The organism is Micromonospora ureilytica (genome assembly GCF_015751765.1).
In the GTDB taxonomy this organism is placed as follows: domain Bacteria; phylum Actinomycetota; class Actinomycetes; order Mycobacteriales; family Micromonosporaceae; genus Micromonospora; species Micromonospora ureilytica.
On record NZ_JADOTX010000001.1, the window covers coordinates 6394004 to 6410625 of the forward strand.

17 protein-coding genes are annotated in these 16622 nt (G+C 71.1%); 7 read left to right on the forward strand and 10 right to left on the reverse strand.

All coding sequences use genetic code 11. The annotated features are described in order from the left end of the window. The first annotated feature begins 68 nt into the window (after positions 1–68). The 4 genes from tsaB to IW248_RS29435 are packed head-to-tail and all read left to right on the forward strand — an operon-like array spanning position 69 to position 2533. Positions 69–746, forward strand: a complete 678-nt coding sequence (tsaB, locus tag IW248_RS29420) for a tRNA (adenosine(37)-N6)-threonylcarbamoyltransferase complex dimerization subunit type 1 TsaB (protein ID WP_196929517.1) — start codon at positions 69–71, stop codon at positions 744–746. Continuing rightward, positions 743–1225, forward strand: a complete 483-nt coding sequence (gene rimI, locus IW248_RS29425) for a ribosomal protein S18-alanine N-acetyltransferase (RefSeq protein ID WP_196929518.1) — start codon at positions 743–745, stop codon at positions 1223–1225. The genes tsaB and rimI overlap by 4 nt, the downstream gene beginning before the upstream one ends. After that, the gene (gene tsaD, locus IW248_RS29430; protein WP_124821699.1) at positions 1218–2264 is read left to right on the forward strand and encodes a tRNA (adenosine(37)-N6)-threonylcarbamoyltransferase complex transferase subunit TsaD; all 1047 of its coding nucleotides are present in this window, start codon (positions 1218–1220) and stop codon (positions 2262–2264) included. The genes rimI and tsaD overlap by 8 nt, the downstream gene beginning before the upstream one ends. Before the next feature lie 14 nt (positions 2265–2278). Next, positions 2279–2533, forward strand: a complete 255-nt coding sequence (locus tag IW248_RS29435) for a hypothetical protein (RefSeq protein ID WP_053660576.1) — start codon at positions 2279–2281, stop codon at positions 2531–2533. Positions 2534–2565: 32 nt separating this feature from the next. Here the strand turns inward: IW248_RS29435 and IW248_RS29440 are convergent, their stop codons facing one another. The 8 genes from IW248_RS29440 to IW248_RS29475 all read right to left on the reverse strand — a co-directional run bounded on the left by IW248_RS29440 (position 2566) and on the right by IW248_RS29475 (position 10098). Continuing rightward, entirely contained in the window at positions 2566–3306 is a 741-nt protein-coding gene (locus IW248_RS29440; RefSeq protein WP_196929519.1) for a DUF4142 domain-containing protein, read from the reverse strand. Between the two features lie 125 nt (positions 3307–3431). Beyond that, entirely contained in the window at positions 3432–3728 is a 297-nt protein-coding gene (locus IW248_RS29445) for a DUF1707 SHOCT-like domain-containing protein (protein ID WP_196929520.1), read from the reverse strand. 19 nt (positions 3729–3747) lie between these two features. Continuing rightward, positions 3748–4929, reverse strand: coding sequence for an ROK family protein (locus IW248_RS29450; protein WP_196929521.1), 1182 nt, complete (start codon positions 4927–4929; stop codon positions 3748–3750). Positions 4930–4951: 22 nt separating this feature from the next. Beyond that, a complete protein-coding gene (locus tag IW248_RS29455; protein ID WP_124776159.1) occupies positions 4952–6214 on the reverse strand; it encodes a sugar ABC transporter permease in 1263 nt (420 codons plus the stop codon). Further along, positions 6211–7029, reverse strand: coding sequence for an ATP-binding cassette domain-containing protein (locus IW248_RS29460; protein ID WP_124776161.1), 819 nt, complete (start codon positions 7027–7029; stop codon positions 6211–6213). Before IW248_RS29460 ends, IW248_RS29455 begins: the two co-directional genes overlap by 4 nt. A gap of 114 nt (positions 7030–7143) precedes the next feature. Further along, on the reverse strand, positions 7144–8232 hold the full coding sequence (locus IW248_RS29465) for a sugar ABC transporter substrate-binding protein (protein ID WP_196929522.1): 1089 nt from the start codon (positions 8230–8232) through the stop codon (positions 7144–7146). Positions 8233–8411: 179 nt separating this feature from the next. After that, positions 8412–8891 carry a Cys-tRNA(Pro) deacylase gene (gene ybaK / locus IW248_RS29470; protein WP_124821692.1) on the reverse strand — a complete coding sequence of 160 codons (480 nt, stop codon included), beginning with the start codon at positions 8889–8891 and terminating at the stop codon, positions 8412–8414. A gap of 10 nt (positions 8892–8901) precedes the next feature. After that, positions 8902–10098, reverse strand: a complete 1197-nt coding sequence (locus IW248_RS29475; RefSeq protein WP_196929523.1) for a THUMP-like domain-containing protein — start codon at positions 10096–10098, stop codon at positions 8902–8904. 265 nt (positions 10099–10363) lie between these two features. Between IW248_RS29475 and groES the strand changes: the two genes are divergently transcribed. The 3 genes from groES (at position 10364) to IW248_RS29490 (ending at position 14208) form a co-directional block, all read left to right on the forward strand. Beyond that, positions 10364–10672, forward strand: a complete 309-nt coding sequence (gene groES, locus IW248_RS29480) for a co-chaperone GroES (protein ID WP_007465101.1) — start codon at positions 10364–10366, stop codon at positions 10670–10672. Between the two features lie 70 nt (positions 10673–10742). Further along, a complete protein-coding gene (gene groL / locus IW248_RS29485; RefSeq protein WP_124821690.1) occupies positions 10743–12383 on the forward strand; it encodes a chaperonin GroEL in 1641 nt (546 codons plus the stop codon). A gap of 163 nt (positions 12384–12546) precedes the next feature. Then, the gene (locus tag IW248_RS29490; protein WP_196929524.1) at positions 12547–14208 is read left to right on the forward strand and encodes a molybdopterin-dependent oxidoreductase; all 1662 of its coding nucleotides are present in this window, start codon (positions 12547–12549) and stop codon (positions 14206–14208) included. A 438-nt stretch (positions 14209–14646) separates the two neighbouring features. Here IW248_RS29490 and IW248_RS29495 read toward each other — a convergent pair whose 3' ends face one another. Together IW248_RS29495 and IW248_RS29500 are read right to left on the reverse strand one after the other, a co-directional pair. After that, positions 14647–15204, reverse strand: coding sequence for a hypothetical protein (locus IW248_RS29495; protein ID WP_196929525.1), 558 nt, complete (start codon positions 15202–15204; stop codon positions 14647–14649). Positions 15205–16143: 939 nt separating this feature from the next. Continuing rightward, on the reverse strand, positions 16144–16527 hold the full coding sequence (locus tag IW248_RS29500) for a WhiB family transcriptional regulator (RefSeq protein WP_124822179.1): 384 nt from the start codon (positions 16525–16527) through the stop codon (positions 16144–16146). Positions 16528–16622 lie beyond the last annotated feature (95 nt).

Sequence of the window (16622 nt, forward strand, 5' to 3'; positions counted from 1 at the left end):
AGGTCTGCGGCCGGTGGCGGGGCGGGGCGTGACCGGGGCGCGAGGCGGGGCGGCTAGGCTGGCTTACCGTGCTCGTACTCGTGGTGGACAGCTCGACCCCCGCGGTCACCGCGGCGCTGGTGGAGGTCTCGGCAGACGGCGTGGTATCGCGGGCGCTCCGGTGCACGGTCGACGCCCGCGCGCACGGTGAGTTGCTCGCGCCGCAGGTGGACGCGGTCCTCGCCGACGCCGACGCACGCCCCCGTGACCTGACCGCCATCGTCGCCGGGCTCGGCCCGGGGCCGTTCACCGGGCTACGGGTCGGCCTGGTCACCGCCGCGACCATGGGTCAGGTGCTCGGCATCCCCACGTACGGCGTCTGTTCGCTGGACGCCATCGGCTACCCGGCGGCGTCCGGCGCGCCGGTCCTGGCCGCCAGCGATGCTCGGCGTAAGGAGCTCTACTGGGCCGTCTACGACGGTGCCGGTCAGCGGATCGTCGGGCCTGAGGTGTCCGCACCGGCGGTCGCCGCGGCGCGCGCCCGCGAACTGGGCGCGACGATCGCGGTCGGCGACGGGGCACACCGGTACGCCGAGGTGCTGGACCTGCCCGTTCGGGTCGAGCCGCGCTACCCGGACGCGACCGTGTTGGCGCTGCTGGCCGCCGAGCGAATCCGGGCGGGTGCGGCCAGTGAGCGGCTCACCCCGCTCTACCTGCGCCGCCCCGACGCGGTGGCGGCCACCGGCCGCAAACCGGTCCTGCCATGACCGCGGTACGGCTCGAACCGTTCCGCTGGTGGCACATCGACGACGTGCTGCCGATCGAGGCGGACCTCTTCGGCGCCGAGAAATGGTCACCCGCCATGTTCTGGAGCGAGCTCGCCAACGGGCACCACTACCGCGTCGCCGTCGACTCGGACGGGTCGGTGCTCGGCTACGCCGGACTCGCCGGAGTTCCGCCGGACGAGGTGTGGGTGCAGAACATCGCCGTCCGTCGGGACGCCCAGCGGCGCGGTGTGGGCCGCGTTCTGCTGGAGGAACTGCTCGCGGAGGCGGTCCGGCGCGACGCCCGCAGCACCCTGCTGGAGGTCGCCGTGGACAACGTCGCGGCCCAGCGGCTCTACGCCACTTACGGGTTCGAGCCGGTCGGGGTGCGACGCGGCTACTACCAACCGAGCAACACCGACGCGCTGGTCATGCGGCGCGACGCCGAGCCGACCGGGGACGGACCACACGACCATGGCTGACGAACCACTGATCCTGGGTATCGAGACCTCCTGCGACGAGACCGGTGTCGGCATCGTGCGGGGGCACACCCTGCTGGCCGACGCGCTCGCCTCCAGCGTCGAGGAGCACGCCCGGTTCGGGGGCGTGGTGCCGGAGGTGGCCAGCCGGGCACACCTGGAGGCCATCGTGCCGACCATGGACCGAGCGCTGACCGAGGCCGGCGTCACGCTGGCCGACATCGACGCGATCGCGGTCACCTCCGGGCCCGGGCTGGCCGGCGCGCTGCTGGTCGGCGTCGCCGCCGCCAAGGGGTACGCGGTCGCCGCCGAGAAACCCATCTACGGCGTCAACCACCTCGCCGCCCACGTCGCGGTGGACACCCTTGAGCACGGCCCGTTGCCCGAACCCGCCATCGCGCTCCTGGTGTCCGGCGGCCACTCGTCCCTGCTGCTCGTCGACGACCTGGCCCGGGGTGTCACGCCGCTGGGCGCCACCATCGACGACGCGGCCGGGGAGGCGTTCGACAAGGTCGCCCGGCTACTCGGGTTGCCGTTCCCGGGCGGTCCGCCGATCGACCGGGAGGCCCGGTCCGGCGATGCCGCCTCTATCGCCTTCCCGCGCGGCCTGACCGCCGCGAAGGACCTCGCCGCCCACCGGTACGACTTCTCGTTCTCGGGGCTGAAGACGGCGGTGGCCCGGTGGGTCGAGGCCCGTCAGCGTGCCGGCGAGCCGGTGCCGGTGGCCGACGTCGCCGCGTCCTTCCAGGAGGCGGTCTGTGACGTCCTGACCAGCAAGGCGCTCGCCGCCTGCCGCGCGCAGGGCATCGATACCCTGGTGATCGGCGGGGGAGTGGCGGCGAACTCGCGGCTGCGGGCGCTGGCCGAGCAGCGGGCCGAGAAGTACGGCATCCGGGTCCGGGTACCCCGACCGAAGCTGTGCACCGACAACGGCGCGATGGTGGCCGCGCTCGGTTCGCACCTGGTCGCCGCCGGGGTCGCTCCGAGTCGACTGGACCTGCCAGCCGATTCGGCACTGCCGTTGACAACGGTCAGCGTGTGACGGGAGCGGCGGACATGATCGTGCGGATGTGGGAGGCGCGCGCCGAGGCGTACGGGGTCGCCGACCTGATCACCTGGGTGTGCGACACCGCACTGCCCGAGTTGGAGCACGACCCGCTCCACGTCTCCAGCGAGGTCTTCTCCTCCACCGACCACCGCGTCGTGGTGATCTCCAAGTGGCGCAGCAACCCGCGCCCACTGCCAGACCCGCCAGCCCTGCTGGTGGCCCGCGCCCCGCACTCCTGGGACTTCACCCAGGTAGACCGCTGACGCGAGCCACCATCCAGGCCACTGCTGACTGGTCAGGTGCGGCGCAACATCCGGTAGGTGGCGATTCCGCCAGTGCCCAGCGCGGCGAGGAAGACCAGCCAGACGACGGTGCTGCTGACTCCGACCTGCGGGCCGGAGTTGGCGGAGGCAGCGGCCAGGAGCCCGTCCTCACCCGGGGCGGGCAGCGCAGCCGGCGGCAGCTCCGGCCAGCGGACCAGGCCGGTGCTCTCCAGCATCTGCATGTGGTGCTGGACGAACGCGTTGGCGTCCTCGCAGAGCTTACGGATGGTGGCGTCCCGGGTGCTGGCCCGAACCGCCCCGATCACCGGGAAGATCTTGCCGTGGGCGACCCGGAGCCGGGTGACGAAGATCTGGTCGAACCGGGCGCCGGATGCCTTCTGCATCTCGGCCAGCCAGCCCTTCTGCTCGGCGGTCGGCTCGCTGGGGATGCTCGCGCCCAACTTGTTGGCCGCGTCCACCGTGAGCTGGTCGAGCTTCTGGTGCTCGCCGGCGATGCCGGCGCCGATCTCCCGGACCTTTGCCGACTGTCCCTTCTCGGCGGCCATCTGGCCGGCTGGCATCTCCCACAGCCCGGCCAACCGGACCCCGTTGAGCAGCGTCATGTCGGCGGCGTTGAGTTGTTGGCCGCCGGCTGGCGCGGCGACGGCCATGCCAGGTAGGACACCGACCGCCGCGATGATCGCGATGAGCAGCATCGCCGCTCGGTGGGTCCGGGTGCCCAGTCGGCGATGGGCGGATCTGAGCGGTGCCATGTCTGTGGTGCCTCCTCGGTCCGGACCGGAACGCGTCTGGACCGGGCAGCCGTACCCTGCCGGTTGCCCGTCCGCCCACTGGTACGGACTGATCGCGCGATCAGTTCATCGCGGGGCTACCCGGATCAGCGGGTGACGGAGAGCAGGCCGCCGAGCAGCAGCAGGGTGAGCGCCGCGGCGGCGAATACCATCAGCAACTCCTGCCGCCCGCGCCGGACCGGGCCGGCGTCGACGGTCGGGTCGGGCAGGGCCGGTAGGTCGCGGGTCAGCGCGGCCAGGTCACCGAGGGTGCGCGCCGTCCACACCGCACCCGCCCGATCGGAGAACTCGTCCAACGTCAGCCGGCCCGCAGCGGTGTGTTGGTGCAGCGCGGCGACCACCCGGTTGCGGTCGTCGTCGGAGGCGCGCAGCTCGACATCCACGCCGGACAGCGTACGCGGATCAGCCCACGTCGAGGGGGTCGGCGAGGAGCCGTTCGAAGGCCAGTTCGGCGGCGCCGATCAGCGGCGCGTCCGTACCCAGTTTCGGTGTGCGCAGCCGGACGTGCTCCAGGCAGGCGCCGAGCGCGTTGGAGTTGAGCCGGCTGCGGATCTGGGCCGCCGCCGCGAGGTAGAGGTCACGCATGGTCCCGCCGAAGATGACCATCTCGGGGTTGAAGACGTTCACCAGGTTGGCCACCCCGAAGCCGAGCCAGTCGCCGGCCTGGCGTACCGCCGTCTGTGCCCGGGCGTCCCCGCGGTCGGCCGCGTCGAAGACCCCGAGTAGCGCGTCGCGGCCCCGGGCGTCGGAGCGTCCGGCGGCGCGCAGGATCCCGTGCTCACCGATCTCGGTCTCCCAGCAGCCCCGGGAGCCGCACTCACAGGGCCTGCCGTCGCGGACCACCTTCATGTGGCCGACCTCGCCGCCGTAGCCACCGTGCCCGGTCAGCCGGCGCCCACCGGCGATGATGCCGGCGCCCACGCCGACATCGCCGTACAGGTAGAGGACGTTGTCGCAACCCGCCGCCACACCTCGCGCGTGCTCGGCGAACGCGGCGACGTCGGCCACGTTGCCCACGGTGATCGGCACGTCGATGCCCAACTCGTCGGCGAGGGCCGCGCCGATCGGCTCGTCCACCCAACCGGTGGCGGGGCCGAGTCGGACGAGGCCGTCGTCCCGGCGGACCATGCCGCAGACCGCGACGCCGGCACCGACGCAGATCGCGTCCGCCGGGACCAGCTGCTGCATCTCCTTGACCGCGCCGGCCAGCAGCGGCGCGGCCTCCGCGGCCAGCAGGCCGCGCGGCCGGTCCAGATCCCGGCGGTCCAGGACCGCGCCGCCCAGCCCGATCCGGGCCGCGCGTAGCCGGTCCACCTCCACGGAGTACGCGTACGCGTAGACCCGGGCCGATTCGGGCCGGACGACAAGTGATGGTCGTCCGGCCCGGCCGGTCTCCTTCGGTGCCCCTTCGCTGACCAGCCCCACTGCGGACAGGTCGGCGGTGAGCGCGCCGATGGTGCTGCGGTTGAGCCCCAGCGTGGTGGTCAGTTCGGCACGCGTGGTCGCCCCGTGGACGTGCACGTGCCGCAGCAGGGCCCCGAGGTTCTGCCGTCGGACGTCATCCTGACTCGGTCCTGGGCGCATGCTGGTGCTACCTCCCGCGCGGTCAGCGGGTGCCGGTGGCTGCCGCGCGGCGGCGGGAGAGCGCGTCGACGCTGGCGGCGAGCAGCAGTACGACGCCGGTGACCACGTACTTGACTCCTGCGGTGTACCCCATCAGGCCCATTCCGTTTTCGATGACCGCGACCACCGCGCCGCCGAGGACGGCGTCGAGGACTCGGCCCTTGCCACCGAAGAGGCTCGTGCCGCCGATCACCGCTGCGCCGACCGCGTAGAGCAGTACGTTACTGCCCCCGGTGTTCGGGTCGACCGAGTTGGCCCGGCTGGCGGCCACGATGCCACCGATGGCGGCCATTGACGAGCAGATCACGAAGACGGAGATCCGGATCCGGTCGACTCCGATACCGGCCCGGCGGGCCGCTTCCCGGTTGCCGCCCACGGCGTAGATGTGCCGGCCGTAGCTGGTGCGTTGCAGTACGAAGGTCCAGATGACCAGCAGTACCGCGATGATCGGCACCACGATCGGTACACCCTTGAGCGAGACGATGAGGACGTTGCGGCTGCGCTCCAGGTTGAGCACGTACACCGCGGTGCCGAGGATGACGGCGAGCCCGCCGATCCGCAGCGCCACCACCGCGATCGGGTCGGTGATCAGACCGCGGGCGGCCCGGGTGCGGTGGCGCAGCAGTTGCACCGCCGCGTAGCCGACGACGGCGACAGCTGTCAGCGTCCAGCCCAGGACGGGGGCGAGGTTCCGGTTGGCGATGGCGACCAGCACCTCGTCGCGGACGGAGATGTTGGTGCCCTCCTGCACGAGCAGCAGCACGACGCCCTGGAAGGCGAGGAAGCCGGCGAGGGTGACAACGAAGGACGGAATGCCGATCTTCGCGACGAGCATGCCGAGCGTGGTGCCGATGACCACACCCGTGGCGACCGCGGCGAGCACGGCGACCCACCAGGGGTAGCCGAGCACGGTGACCACATTGGCCAGCACGGCCGCGCAGACGCCGCTGGCGAAGCCGGCGGAGAGGTCGATCTCGCCGAGCAGCAGCACGAAGACCAGGCCCATCGCGATCAGCGTGACCGCCGCGCCCTGGGTGAAGAGGTTGGCGAAGTTGCCGGCCGACAGGAACGACGACGGCCGCAGGATCGCGAAGACGGTGCAGAGCACGATCAGGCCGAGCACGGCCGGCAGCGCGCCGACGTCGCCACCGCGTACCCGACTGAGGTAGTTGCGGACGTGGCCTCCGACGGTCGGCGCCGGTGTGACGGCCGCGGGGCCGTCTTTCCGCACGGCGGTGGTGGTCATCGGACGCCTCCTGAGATCGAGTCGGCCGGCTGCGGGCCGTCGCCGTTGCTGCCCGGGTCGGTGGCGAGGCCGAGCCCGCCCGAGCGCCCGGCGGTGATCAGCTCGACCACCTGGGCGTGGGTGATGTCGGTGGTCTTCACCTGGGCGACCATCTGGCCGAGGTACAGCGCGGCGATCCGGTCAGAGACGGCGAAGACGTCGTTCATGTTGTGCGAGATGAGCACCACGGCCAGGCCGTTGTCGGCGAGGCGGCGGACCAGTTCGAGCACCTGCGCGGTCTGTGCCACGCCGAGCGCCGCGGTCGGCTCGTCGAGGATGACGAGCTTGCTGTTCCACAGCACCGCCTTGGCGATGGCCACGGTCTGGCGCTGGCCGCCGGAGAGGCTGGACACGTGCTGGCGGAGTGAGGTGACGGTGCGGATGGAGAGCCCGGCCAGGGTTTCGGCGGCGAGCTGTTCCATTGTCGGCTCGTCCAGGACGATGCCGCTGCGCTTCTCCCGGCCGAGGAACATGTTCTGCACGATGTCCAGGTTGTCGCAGAGCGCGAGGTCCTGGTAGACGACCTCGATGCCGAGCGTGGCGGCGTCGCGGGGGCTGCCGATGTGTACCGGTTCACCGTTGAACAGGAACTCTCCGGCGTCGGAGGGGTGGATGCCGCTGATGCACTTCACCAGGGTCGACTTGCCGGCGCCGTTGTCGCCGACGAGTGCTGTCACTTCGCCCGGGTGGACGGTCAGGGCGACGTCGCGGAGCACCTGGACGGGACCGAAGCTCTTGTCGATCCCGCGGAGTTCCAGCAGGGGGGTCGCGGACACGGGGGTCTCCTTCTTAAGGGAGGGTCGGGGCCCGTCCGGCGGGCGCCGCCCGGCACGGGAGGGTGCTCCCGTGCCGGGCGGCGATGGTCGTTCCGGCGGGTACTGCGGCGTCGGTCAGCTGATGCCGGCTTCGGCGCAGAACTTGGCGTAGGCCCCGGTGCAGACCTGCTCCTTGGTCGCGTAGCCGTCGGCGATGACGTCCTTGACGTTGTCCTTGTAGATGGCCTTCGGGGTGAGCAGCACCGAGGGGACGTCGCGGTCACCGTCCTTCACCGACTGGCCGGTGTCCTTCTGCTCGCCCTTGGCCAGCGCGATGGCCAGGTCCGCGGCGGCCTTCGCCTCTTCCCGGACCGCCTTGTAGACGGTCATGCACTGGTCACCGGCGAGGATGTTCTGCAGGCCCTCGACGCTGGCGTCCTGGCCGGTCACCGGCACCTTGCCGTTGATCTTGTTCTTCTTCAGGATCGAGATGGCGGCGTTGCCGAGAGTGTCGTTGGCGGCCAGCACGCCGTCGATCTTGCCCTTGGTCGCGGTGAGCTGCTGCTCGAAGATGGTCGCGGCGGTGGGGCCGTCCCAGCCCGGCACGGCGTCGTCCGGGCCCTTTGTGTATTCGTTGGAGTCGAACTTCGGCTTGAGCACCGAGTCGTAGCCGGCCTTGAACAGGGTGGCGTTGTTGTCGGTGGGGGAGCCGTTCAGGTACGCCACGACGGGGTTCTTGGCGCCCTTCTCGGTCAGGCACTTGGCCAGACCCTCGCCCTGGAGCTTCCCGACGGACTCGTTGTCGAAGCTGACGTAGTACTGGGCGGAGCCGCCGAGGGTGAGCCGGTCGTAGTCGATGGTGGCGACGCCCTGCGACTTGGCCTTGTCGAGCACGGCCTTGCCGGTGCCGGAGTCCAGGTTGACGATCATCAGGGCGGTGACGCCGCTGGTGATCATCTGCTCGGCGATGGTCTGGAAGGCGGTCTTGTCGTTCTGGGCGTTCTGGATGTCGTACTGGACGTTGGCGGCCTTGAACGCCTCTTCCAGGAAGCGGCGGTCCGCCGTCTCCCAGCGGGGGGAGGACTTGCTGTCCGGAAGGATCACGCCGATCTTGGGAGTCTTCTTGGAGTCGGCCGAGCCGTTGCCGGAGTCGTCGCTACAGGCTGTCAAGCCGCCGGTCGTGAGCAGGCCCACGGCGGCGATGGTGAGGATCCCCTTACGCATGTGCAGGGTCCTTTCGGAGGTGGGGGAGGTGTTGTTTTGTTGTGTCCGGCAACGTATTTCGCGTCACACCAGCTCCACAAGACCGCGCAGGTCACTAGTTTGTTGGGGGCGATAACAATTCAGCAACGCGACTGTTACTCAGTGGGTATCCCACCGGGCATCCGACGTAACGAACGCCGTCAGTGGGTCTGCAACGGCGCGGTACGCGCGTCGGTCAGCGCCACCAGATCCGCCGCGGCCAGTTCGAGTTGCAGACCGCGCCGACCAGCCGAGACGTAGATCGTCGGGAGGCCCAGCGCGGATTCGTCCAGCACTGTGGGCAACCGCCGACGCTGCCCGAGCGGGCTGATCCCACCGCGTACGTAGCCGGTTGCCCGCTCGGCGACCGCCCGGTCCGCCAGCGCCGCACGCTTGCCGCCGACCGCCGCCGCGAGCGCCTTGAGATCCAGCTCGCCGGTGACCGGAACGACAGCCACGGTGAGCGCGCCGTCGACCTCGGTCACCAGCGACTTGAACACCCGCTCCGGTGCCACGCCGAGCGCCACCGCCACCAACGCGCCGTAGTTCGGGGCGTCCGACGCCACCCGGTACGGATGGGTGCGATGCGCGACCCCGCGCCTGACCAACAGTGCCGTTGCCGGAGTGCCCTGTCCCGCCACACCGGCGACGCTAGTCGACCGGCCGGCCGATCAGCACCGTCGGTGCGCCGGCGACCCGGGTGAGCACCAGACTCGCCGCCTCGTCCCCGGCCAGCCGTAGATCCCGTCGGAGCTGCTCCGGGGTGAGCGCCGAACCCCGCTTGAGGATCTCCACCCGGCCCACCCGACGGTCGCGCAACAGAGCCCGCAGGCGCTTGAGCGAGAACGGCAACACGTCGGTGATCTCCAGGCAGCGCGCGTACGGGGTGCGGACCGGCTGGTCGGCGTAGAGGTAGGCGATGCTCGGATCGCCCAGGGTGGCGTCCAGGTCGGTGGCCAGTTCGGCGACGAGGTGCGCGCGGACCACCGCCGGATCCGGGTCGTACAGGTAGCGGCGCGGCGGCCCGACCGGCGCCTCGTCGGCGCCCGAGCCGGTGAGCTGGTGACGCTGGTTCTCGACGCCCCGCTGGCGGTAGAGGGTGGCGCGGCGGGGCACCTCCGCCAGTGCGCCGCACCAGAGCGCGGCCTCGACCAGGTCACCGTCCACGCCGACCCACTCGGCCTCCGCGCCGGCCGGGATGAGCGCGTGGTCCAGGCCCGGCGCCACCTTCACCACGGTGCGTGGCACCCGCTCGGCCAGCCCGGTGACGAAGTCCCACGGCGGCGAGTACGCGCGCGGGTCGAAGATCCGCCGCCCGGTGCCTGTCGCGCGGCGGGCCGGATCGCAGAAGACCCCGTCGACAGCTGACACGTCGAACCCGGTCGCGTCGCCGCACTCGACAGTGAACAGCTCGGCCAGCCCGGCCGCCGTGGCGTTGGCGGCGGCCATCGCGGCGGTCACCGGGTCGGCCTCCACCCCGTACACCCGGATGCCGGCACGGGCTGCGGCCAGCGCGTCGGCCCCGAGCCCGCACCCGAGGTCGGCCAGGGTGCGCACGCCGGCCGCGTGCAGCCGGGCGGCCCGACGGTCGGCGACCACCCGGCGGGTGGCCTGCTCCAGGCCGGGACGGGTGAGGAACATCCCAGCGGCGGCCGCGCCGAACTTGCCGACCGCCCGGTGGCGCAGCTCGGCCTGGGTGAGGGCCGCCGCGGCCAACGTCGGCGGCACCCCGGCCGCGCGCAGCGCGGACGCCGCGGCCAGTGGGTCACCGCCGGCCAGCCCGGCCGCCGCCGTGAGCGCGGCCGACCCCTCGGGGGTACGCAGCGCCGCCAGCTGATCGAGATCCACCCGGCCATTGTCCGGGTGGACCCGGAAATCCGGGCTGGCGGGGCGCGACTCGCTGGCACTCTCCTTGACGGAGTGCTAGCCACGGAATAACCTGCGATTAGCACTCTCACCATGAGGGTGCCAGCTTCCGGGTCTCGTGACCCGGGTGCGCACGCCAGGCGGACCGGCACCCGCGACGACGGCACCGCCCGGTGGCATGAGGCAGATTGACGCTGGTCAGCCCCGCTGACCAGCAACGAAACCAGTACCCCAGGAGGGTATGCCCGTGACTACCGCGACCAAGGTTGCGATCAAGCCGCTCGAGGACCGCATCGTGGTCCAGGCGAACGAGGCTGAGACCACCACGGCGTCGGGCATCGTGATCCCCGACACCGCCAAGGAGAAGCCGCAGGAGGGCACCGTCCTCGCTGTGGGCCCGGGGCGCGTCGACGACAACGGCAACCGGGTTCCGGTTGACGTGCAGGTCGGCGACACCGTCCTCTACTCGAAGTACGGCGGCACCGAGGTCAAGTACGCCGGCGAGGAGTACCTGGTGCTCTCCGCCCGCGACGTCCTCGCGGTCATCGAGAAGTAAGCAACCGATCAGTTCCATTGCCCCGGTCCGGCTCGCCGGGCCGGGGCAATGGCGCTTCGAAGGGACATTAATGGCGAAGATCCTGAGCTTCTCGGACGACGCCCGGCACCTGCTGGAGCACGGTGTCAACGCCCTCGCGGACACGGTCAAGGTCACCCTCGGCCCGCGCGGGCGCAACGTCGTCCTGGACAAGAAATTCGGTGCGCCGACGATCACCAACGATGGTGTGACCATCGCCAAGGAGATCGAGCTCACCAACCCGTACGAGAACCTTGGCGCACAGCTGGTCAAGGAGGTGGCGACCAAGACCAACGACGTCGCCGGCGACGGGACCACCACCGCGACCGTGCTGGCCCAGGCGATGGTTCGCGAGGGTCTGCGCAACGTGACCGCCGGGACCAACCCGGCCGGCCTCAAGCGGGGCATCGACGCGGCGGCCACCAAGGTCTCCGAGGCGTTGCTCGGCCGCGCCGCCGAGGTCACCAGCAAGGAGTCGATCGCGAACGTGGCGACGATCTCCGCGCAGGACTCCACGATCGGCGATCTGATCGCCGAGGCGATGGAGCGCGTCGGCCGCGACGGTGTCATCACCGTCGAGGAAGGCTCGATGCTCACCACCGAACTGGACGTGACCGAGGGTCTCCAGTTCGACAAGGGCTTCATCTCGCCGAACTTCGTCACCGACCTGGAGGGTCAGGAGTCCGTCCTTGAGGACGCGTACATCCTGGTCACCACCCAGAAGATCTCGGCGATCGAGGAGCTGCTGCCGCTGCTGGAGAAGGTCCTGCAGAACAGCAAGCCCCTGCTGATCATCGCCGAGGACGTGGACGGCCAGGCGCTCTCCACCCTGGTGGTCAACTCGCTGCGGAAGACCCTCAAGGTCTGCGCGGTCAAGGCCCCGGGCTTCGGTGACCGGCGCAAGGCGATGCTCCAGGACATTGCGATCTCCACGGGCGCCGAGCTGGTCGCCCCGGAGCTGGGCTACAAGCTCGACCAGGTTGGCCTGGAGGTGCTCGGCACCGCCCGGCGCGTCGTGGTCGACAAGGAGAACACCACGATCGTCGACGGCGGTGGCCAGAAGGCCGACGTCACCGACCGGGTGTCCCAGATCCGCAAGGAGATCGAGGCCTCCGACTCCGACTGGGACCGGGAGAAGCTGGCCGAGCGGCTGGCGAAGCTCTCCGGTGGCATCGCCGTCATCAAGGCTGGCGCTGCGACCGAGGTCGAGATGAAGGAGCGCAAGCACCGCATCGAGGACGCCATCGCGGCGACCAAGGCTGCGGTCGAGGAGGGCACTGTGCCCGGCGGCGGCGCCGCCCTGGTGCAGATCCGCTCGGTGCTCGACGACGACCTGGGCTTCACCGGTGACGAGAAGGTCGGCGTCTCGGTCGTGCGCAAGGCGCTCGTCGAGCCGCTGCGCTGGATCGCCCAGAACGCCGGTCACGACGGCTACGTCGTGACGCAGAAGGTCGCCGACCTCGAGTGGGGCAACGGCCTCGACGCCGCCAAGGGCGAGTACGTCGACCTGGTCAAGGCCGGCATCATCGACCCGGTGAAGGTGACCCGCAACGCGGTCACCAACGCCGCCTCGATCGCCGGTCTGCTGCTCACCACGGAGAGCCTCGTGGTGGAGAAGCCGGAGCAGGCCGAGCCGGCCGGCGCCGGTGGGCACGGCCACGGTCACGGCCACCAGCACGGCCCGGGCTTCTGATCCGGTAGCGACACCCGTTCCGGGGCACACCGTCGTACGGCGGTGTGCCCCGGCTCGTCTCGCGGGCCTGGGTGTGCCCCGGCTCGTTCTTGCGGGCCGGTAGGTCATTACCGAACGCTGACGTTGTTGGCGACCGGGCGAGATGATCGCGCACACTGGGCCGATGAGCACCACGTCACGGCGGTACGCCGCGTTGGCCGGAATCACCGCCGCCGCCGTCGCGATCGGGATCGCCGAACCGGTCGCGGTGTTGACCGGCCCCCGGTCGGCGCCCCTGGTCGCGGTCGGCGGGGTCATCGTCGACGCCGTCCCCGAGTCGCTGAAGCAACTCGCCATCGACCTCTTCGGCACCGCCGACAAGATCGCGCTGCTGGTCGGCACGGCCCTGTTGCTGGGCGGCTTCGCCGCACTCCTCGGCGTACTGGCGGTTCGCCGACTGACAATCGGCCTGGCCGGCATCGCCGCGTTCGGCGCCATCGGCGTGGCCGCCGCGTTGACCCGCTCCGGCGCGGACCTCGCCGACGCGCTGCCGTCGCTGGTCGGCGCCGGTCTCGGCGCCCTGGTGCTCTGGCTGTTCATCGCCGGCCCGTTCGAGCTGAACCCCTGGTCCTGGTCACCACCCACGCCGCCGGCCGGCCCGGTGTCGCCTGCCGGCCCGGTGCCGTCGGCTGGTCCGGTGTCGCCTGCCGGCCCGGTGCCGGTGACTCCCGCTGGGCCGACGGACGCGACCGAGCCGGTCGGGCCCGTCGAAGTGGACCCGGAGTCGCGGCGGCGGTTCCTCACCGGAAGCGGGGTGCTGCTCGGCAGTGCCGTGGTGGCCGGTCTCGGCGGGCGCTGGCTGGCAGGCCGGCGGGGCGTGTCCGCGGCCCGGGACGCGATCCGCCTGCCCGCGCCTGTCGCCCCCGCACCGGCCGTACCGGCAGGCGCGGACCTCTCACTGGCCCAGCTCGCGCCGTACGTCACCCCGAACTTCGGTTTCTACCGGATCGACACCGCCCTGGTGGTGCCCCAGGTCGACCCGGACACGTGGCGGCTGCGGATCCACGGGCGGGTCGGCAAGGAGCGCACCTACAGCTACGCGGACCTGCTGGCCCGACCACTGGTCGAGCGGTACGTCACGCTCGCCTGCGTCTCCAACGAGGTGGGTGGGGACCTGATCGGCAACGCCCGCTGGCTCGGCGTACCCCTGCGGGAACTGTTGGACGAGGTCGAGCCCGACGACGACGCCGACCAGGTCGTTGGTCGGTCCGTCGACGGCTGGACCTGCGGCACCCCCACCGCCGCACTGCGCGACGGACGGGACGCGCTGCTGGCCGTGGGGATGAACGGTGAGCCGCTGCCGGTCGAGCACGGCTTCCCGGTCCGGGTGGTGGTGCCGGGCCTCTACGGCTACGTGTCAGCGTGCAAGTGGGTGACCGAACTGGAGCTGACCCGGTTCGCTGACTTCGACGCGTACTGGGTGCCGCGCGGCTGGTCCCCCCAAGGGCCGATCAAGACCCAGTCGCGGATCGACACGCCCCGGGGGCGCAACCGGCTGACCGCCGGACCGGTGACCGTCGCCGGGGTGGCGTGGGCGCAGCACCGAGGCATCCGCCGAGTCGAGGTACGCGTCGACAGCGGCCAGTGGCAGCAGGCCGAGCTGGCTCCAACCGTGTCGGTGGACACCTGGGTGCAGTGGTCCTGGCGTTGGGACGCCACGCCGGGCGAACACCGGCTCCAGGTCCGAGCGACGGACGCGACAGGCGAAACCCAAACCGAACGTACGCAGGACGTCGTCCCGGACGGCGCCACCGGCTGGCACACGATCACTGTCAACGTCCGCTGATTCACGGCCCACCGTTACCACCCCTGTCGACAGCGGCCGGTATCCGAGGGCTGCGTCCGTGACGTGCTGTGCGGGTCGGCGGGCGGTGTCCGTGACGTGCCCAGCGGCTCGGCGGGCGTGCCCTGCGGGTCGGCGGGCTGCGTCGGGTACCTGCCCTGCGCGCTCCCGCGACTGCCCTGCGGGCCAGCCGACTGACCGGCGATACGGACCGTGCATGCAGATCTTGGACACTTTCCGTTCCGCGCTAACGGAAAGTGTCCAAGATTGACGGGCGAATGCCGGGTGGTTGACGTCGGCCGCCTCTGCCAGTGCGGTGTGGCATGCGCGGCGACCGACGAGCGCTACGTGTTCAGCAGGAAAGGCCGCTGGCCGGCACCCTGTTGCGGGTGCCGGCCAGCGGTCGGTGTCGTGTTGCGTTGCGGTGGTGTCGTTTGGTGGTCAGCTGTTCCAGTGCTGGGTGACGAGGTCGGTGGCCTGCTGCTCCCACTGGGCGTAGGCGTCCGGGTAGGCGGAGACCTGGACGGTCTGCGCGGCCTGGGTCAGGGGCATGTCCTGCCAGCCGTCGACCTGCTTGAGGCCCTTGAGGAACGCGGTCGTCGAGTAGGCGGGGTCGGTGATCTGTTCCGGGGTGCCCCAACCCGAGCTCGGGCGCTGCTGGAACAGGCCCAGCGAGTCGTGGTCGTTCATGTCGCCGAGGTGACCCAGGTTCTCCAACTTCGACTCCTGCATGCTGGTGGCGATGGAGATGACCGCGGCCCGCTCCGGCAGACCGGCCTTCTTCGTCGCGGCGATGATCGCCTTGACGTTGGCGGTCTGCTCGTCGTTCAGGGTGATCCGGGACTGGTCGCCCTGCGGCTTCGCGCCCTGTACGGCCACGGCGACCGGCTTGGCATCCACGGCCGGGTTGGCGTGGGCGGCGATCGGGCCGGCGAAGACACCACCGGCGAACGCGAGACCAGCAACGGACAGCATGCTCTTGCGGAAGATCGTGTTCATGGGGGTAGCTCCTTCGGGGGTAGGACACCCCGACCGCCAGGGGGCGGCGGCAGGGTGTGAGCACCTCGTCCGGCGCTGCACAAAGAAGTCTTTGGGGGTGACGCCTACGGGGCGGGCGTCGGGGTCGGCGGCCTACGGGCGGGGGCTCGTGGCGCCGGGTCCATGTGTAACGACCGGGGGCCGGGGGTCATTCCGGGGCTGGCCCATCCGTTGGCACCCGCATCGCGGCGGTGCCGTGGTCGTTCGTGGGGACTGTAACGACCGGGTGGAGGCTGGCATTCCACCTGCGCTACCGGCCCGGGGCCGGGCGGCGGGTCGGTGGTGCTGCGATCGTCAGGGTATGTAACGACCCCGGCCCGGCCATGATTCCGGCCCACGGGTGCGACCGGTCACCGGTCAAAGACCGCATACCGCGCAGAATCCTAAGCCCTGCATCAAGCCCGAAACCCGCAGACCGGACAAATCTCCCAGGGGCGTCGTCTCCGCTTGCCTCTCAGCCGTGCAGTCGGGCTTGATCCACTCGACTTCATTGAAGTCGCGGTGTCCGGGTGGGCGGGATGCCCCGACGTCAAGGAACTCGTGTTGATTAAGACCGCGCGTACGCGGTGGCGGGTGGGCCCTGACCGCGCAAACCGTGTGAACCGCGCAGAGCCCTGTGAACCGCGCAGAGCCGCGCGAAGCCACGAACCCCGCAAACCCCGCGAACCCCGCGAACCGCGCGAAGCCGTAAAACCGCGCGGAGGCGTGAACCGCGCGGAGGCGTGAACCGCGTAGAGCCGTGAACCGCGTAGAGGCGCGAAGCGCGTAGAGCCGTGAACCGCGTAGAGCCGCGAACCGCGTAGAGCCGCGAAGCGCGTAGAGGCGCGAAGCGCGTAGAGGCGCGAAACCGCGCCACCCGGAACGGGGGCGCGGTTTCGTGGATGTCGGGGACGTGTCGGGTCAGGCGACGTTGCGTTGGGCCGGGACGGTCGACTTGTGCGGGCGGCCCAGGCGGGCCTCCAGTCGTGCGACGTCGACCCGGGCGTGGCGGCGGTCTGCCAGGTCCTCCCAGCCGACGGCGAGCAGTCGGAGGCGCTCGGACTCGCTGAAGCCGCCCCATACGCCGTACGGCTCGCGTACCGACAGCGCGTGGGCGGCGCACTCGGCGCGAACCGGGCAGGTGCGGCAGACGGCCTTGGCGGCGGACTCGCGACGCAGCCGGGAGGAACCACGCTCACCGTCGGGGTGGAAGAACTGGGCGCTGTCGCGCCCTCGGCAGGCACCGAGTCGCTGCCAGTCCCAGAGGTCGACGATGGGTCCGGGCAGTCTACGTACGTTCGACATCAGCACCCCTCCTCCCGCGCGGCTCCGCGAGAATCTTTATGGCCGGCGTCCGGGCGGCGGGCCGCGCAGGCGCACCGTTCCCGGCCTGGATCTCC

Bases quoted from the DNA above. Each gene is read 5' to 3' on its own strand.
- IW248_RS29495 (WP_196929525.1), bottom strand. From the start codon at position 15,204: ATGAACACGATCTTCCGCAAGAGCATGCTGTCCGTTGCTGGTCTCGCG.
- rimI (WP_196929518.1), top strand. From the start codon at position 743: ATGACCGCGGTACGGCTCGAACCGTTCCGCTGGTGGCACATCGACGAC.
- groL (WP_124821690.1), top strand. From the start codon at position 10,743: ATGGCGAAGATCCTGAGCTTCTCGGACGACGCCCGGCACCTGCTGGAG.
- IW248_RS29500 (WP_124822179.1), bottom strand. From the start codon at position 16,527: ATGTCGAACGTACGTAGACTGCCCGGACCCATCGTCGACCTCTGGGAC.
- IW248_RS29450 (WP_196929521.1), bottom strand. From the start codon at position 4,929: ATGCGCCCAGGACCGAGTCAGGATGACGTCCGACGGCAGAACCTCGGG.
- IW248_RS29455 (WP_124776159.1), bottom strand. From the start codon at position 6,214: ATGACCACCACCGCCGTGCGGAAAGACGGCCCCGCGGCCGTCACACCG.
- IW248_RS29435 (WP_053660576.1), top strand. From the start codon at position 2,279: ATGATCGTGCGGATGTGGGAGGCGCGCGCCGAGGCGTACGGGGTCGCC.
- IW248_RS29465 (WP_196929522.1), bottom strand. From the start codon at position 8,232: ATGCGTAAGGGGATCCTCACCATCGCCGCCGTGGGCCTGCTCACGACC.
- IW248_RS29440 (WP_196929519.1), bottom strand. From the start codon at position 3,306: ATGGCACCGCTCAGATCCGCCCATCGCCGACTGGGCACCCGGACCCAC.
- tsaD (WP_124821699.1), top strand. From the start codon at position 1,218: ATGGCTGACGAACCACTGATCCTGGGTATCGAGACCTCCTGCGACGAG.
- IW248_RS29490 (WP_196929524.1), top strand. From the start codon at position 12,547: ATGAGCACCACGTCACGGCGGTACGCCGCGTTGGCCGGAATCACCGCC.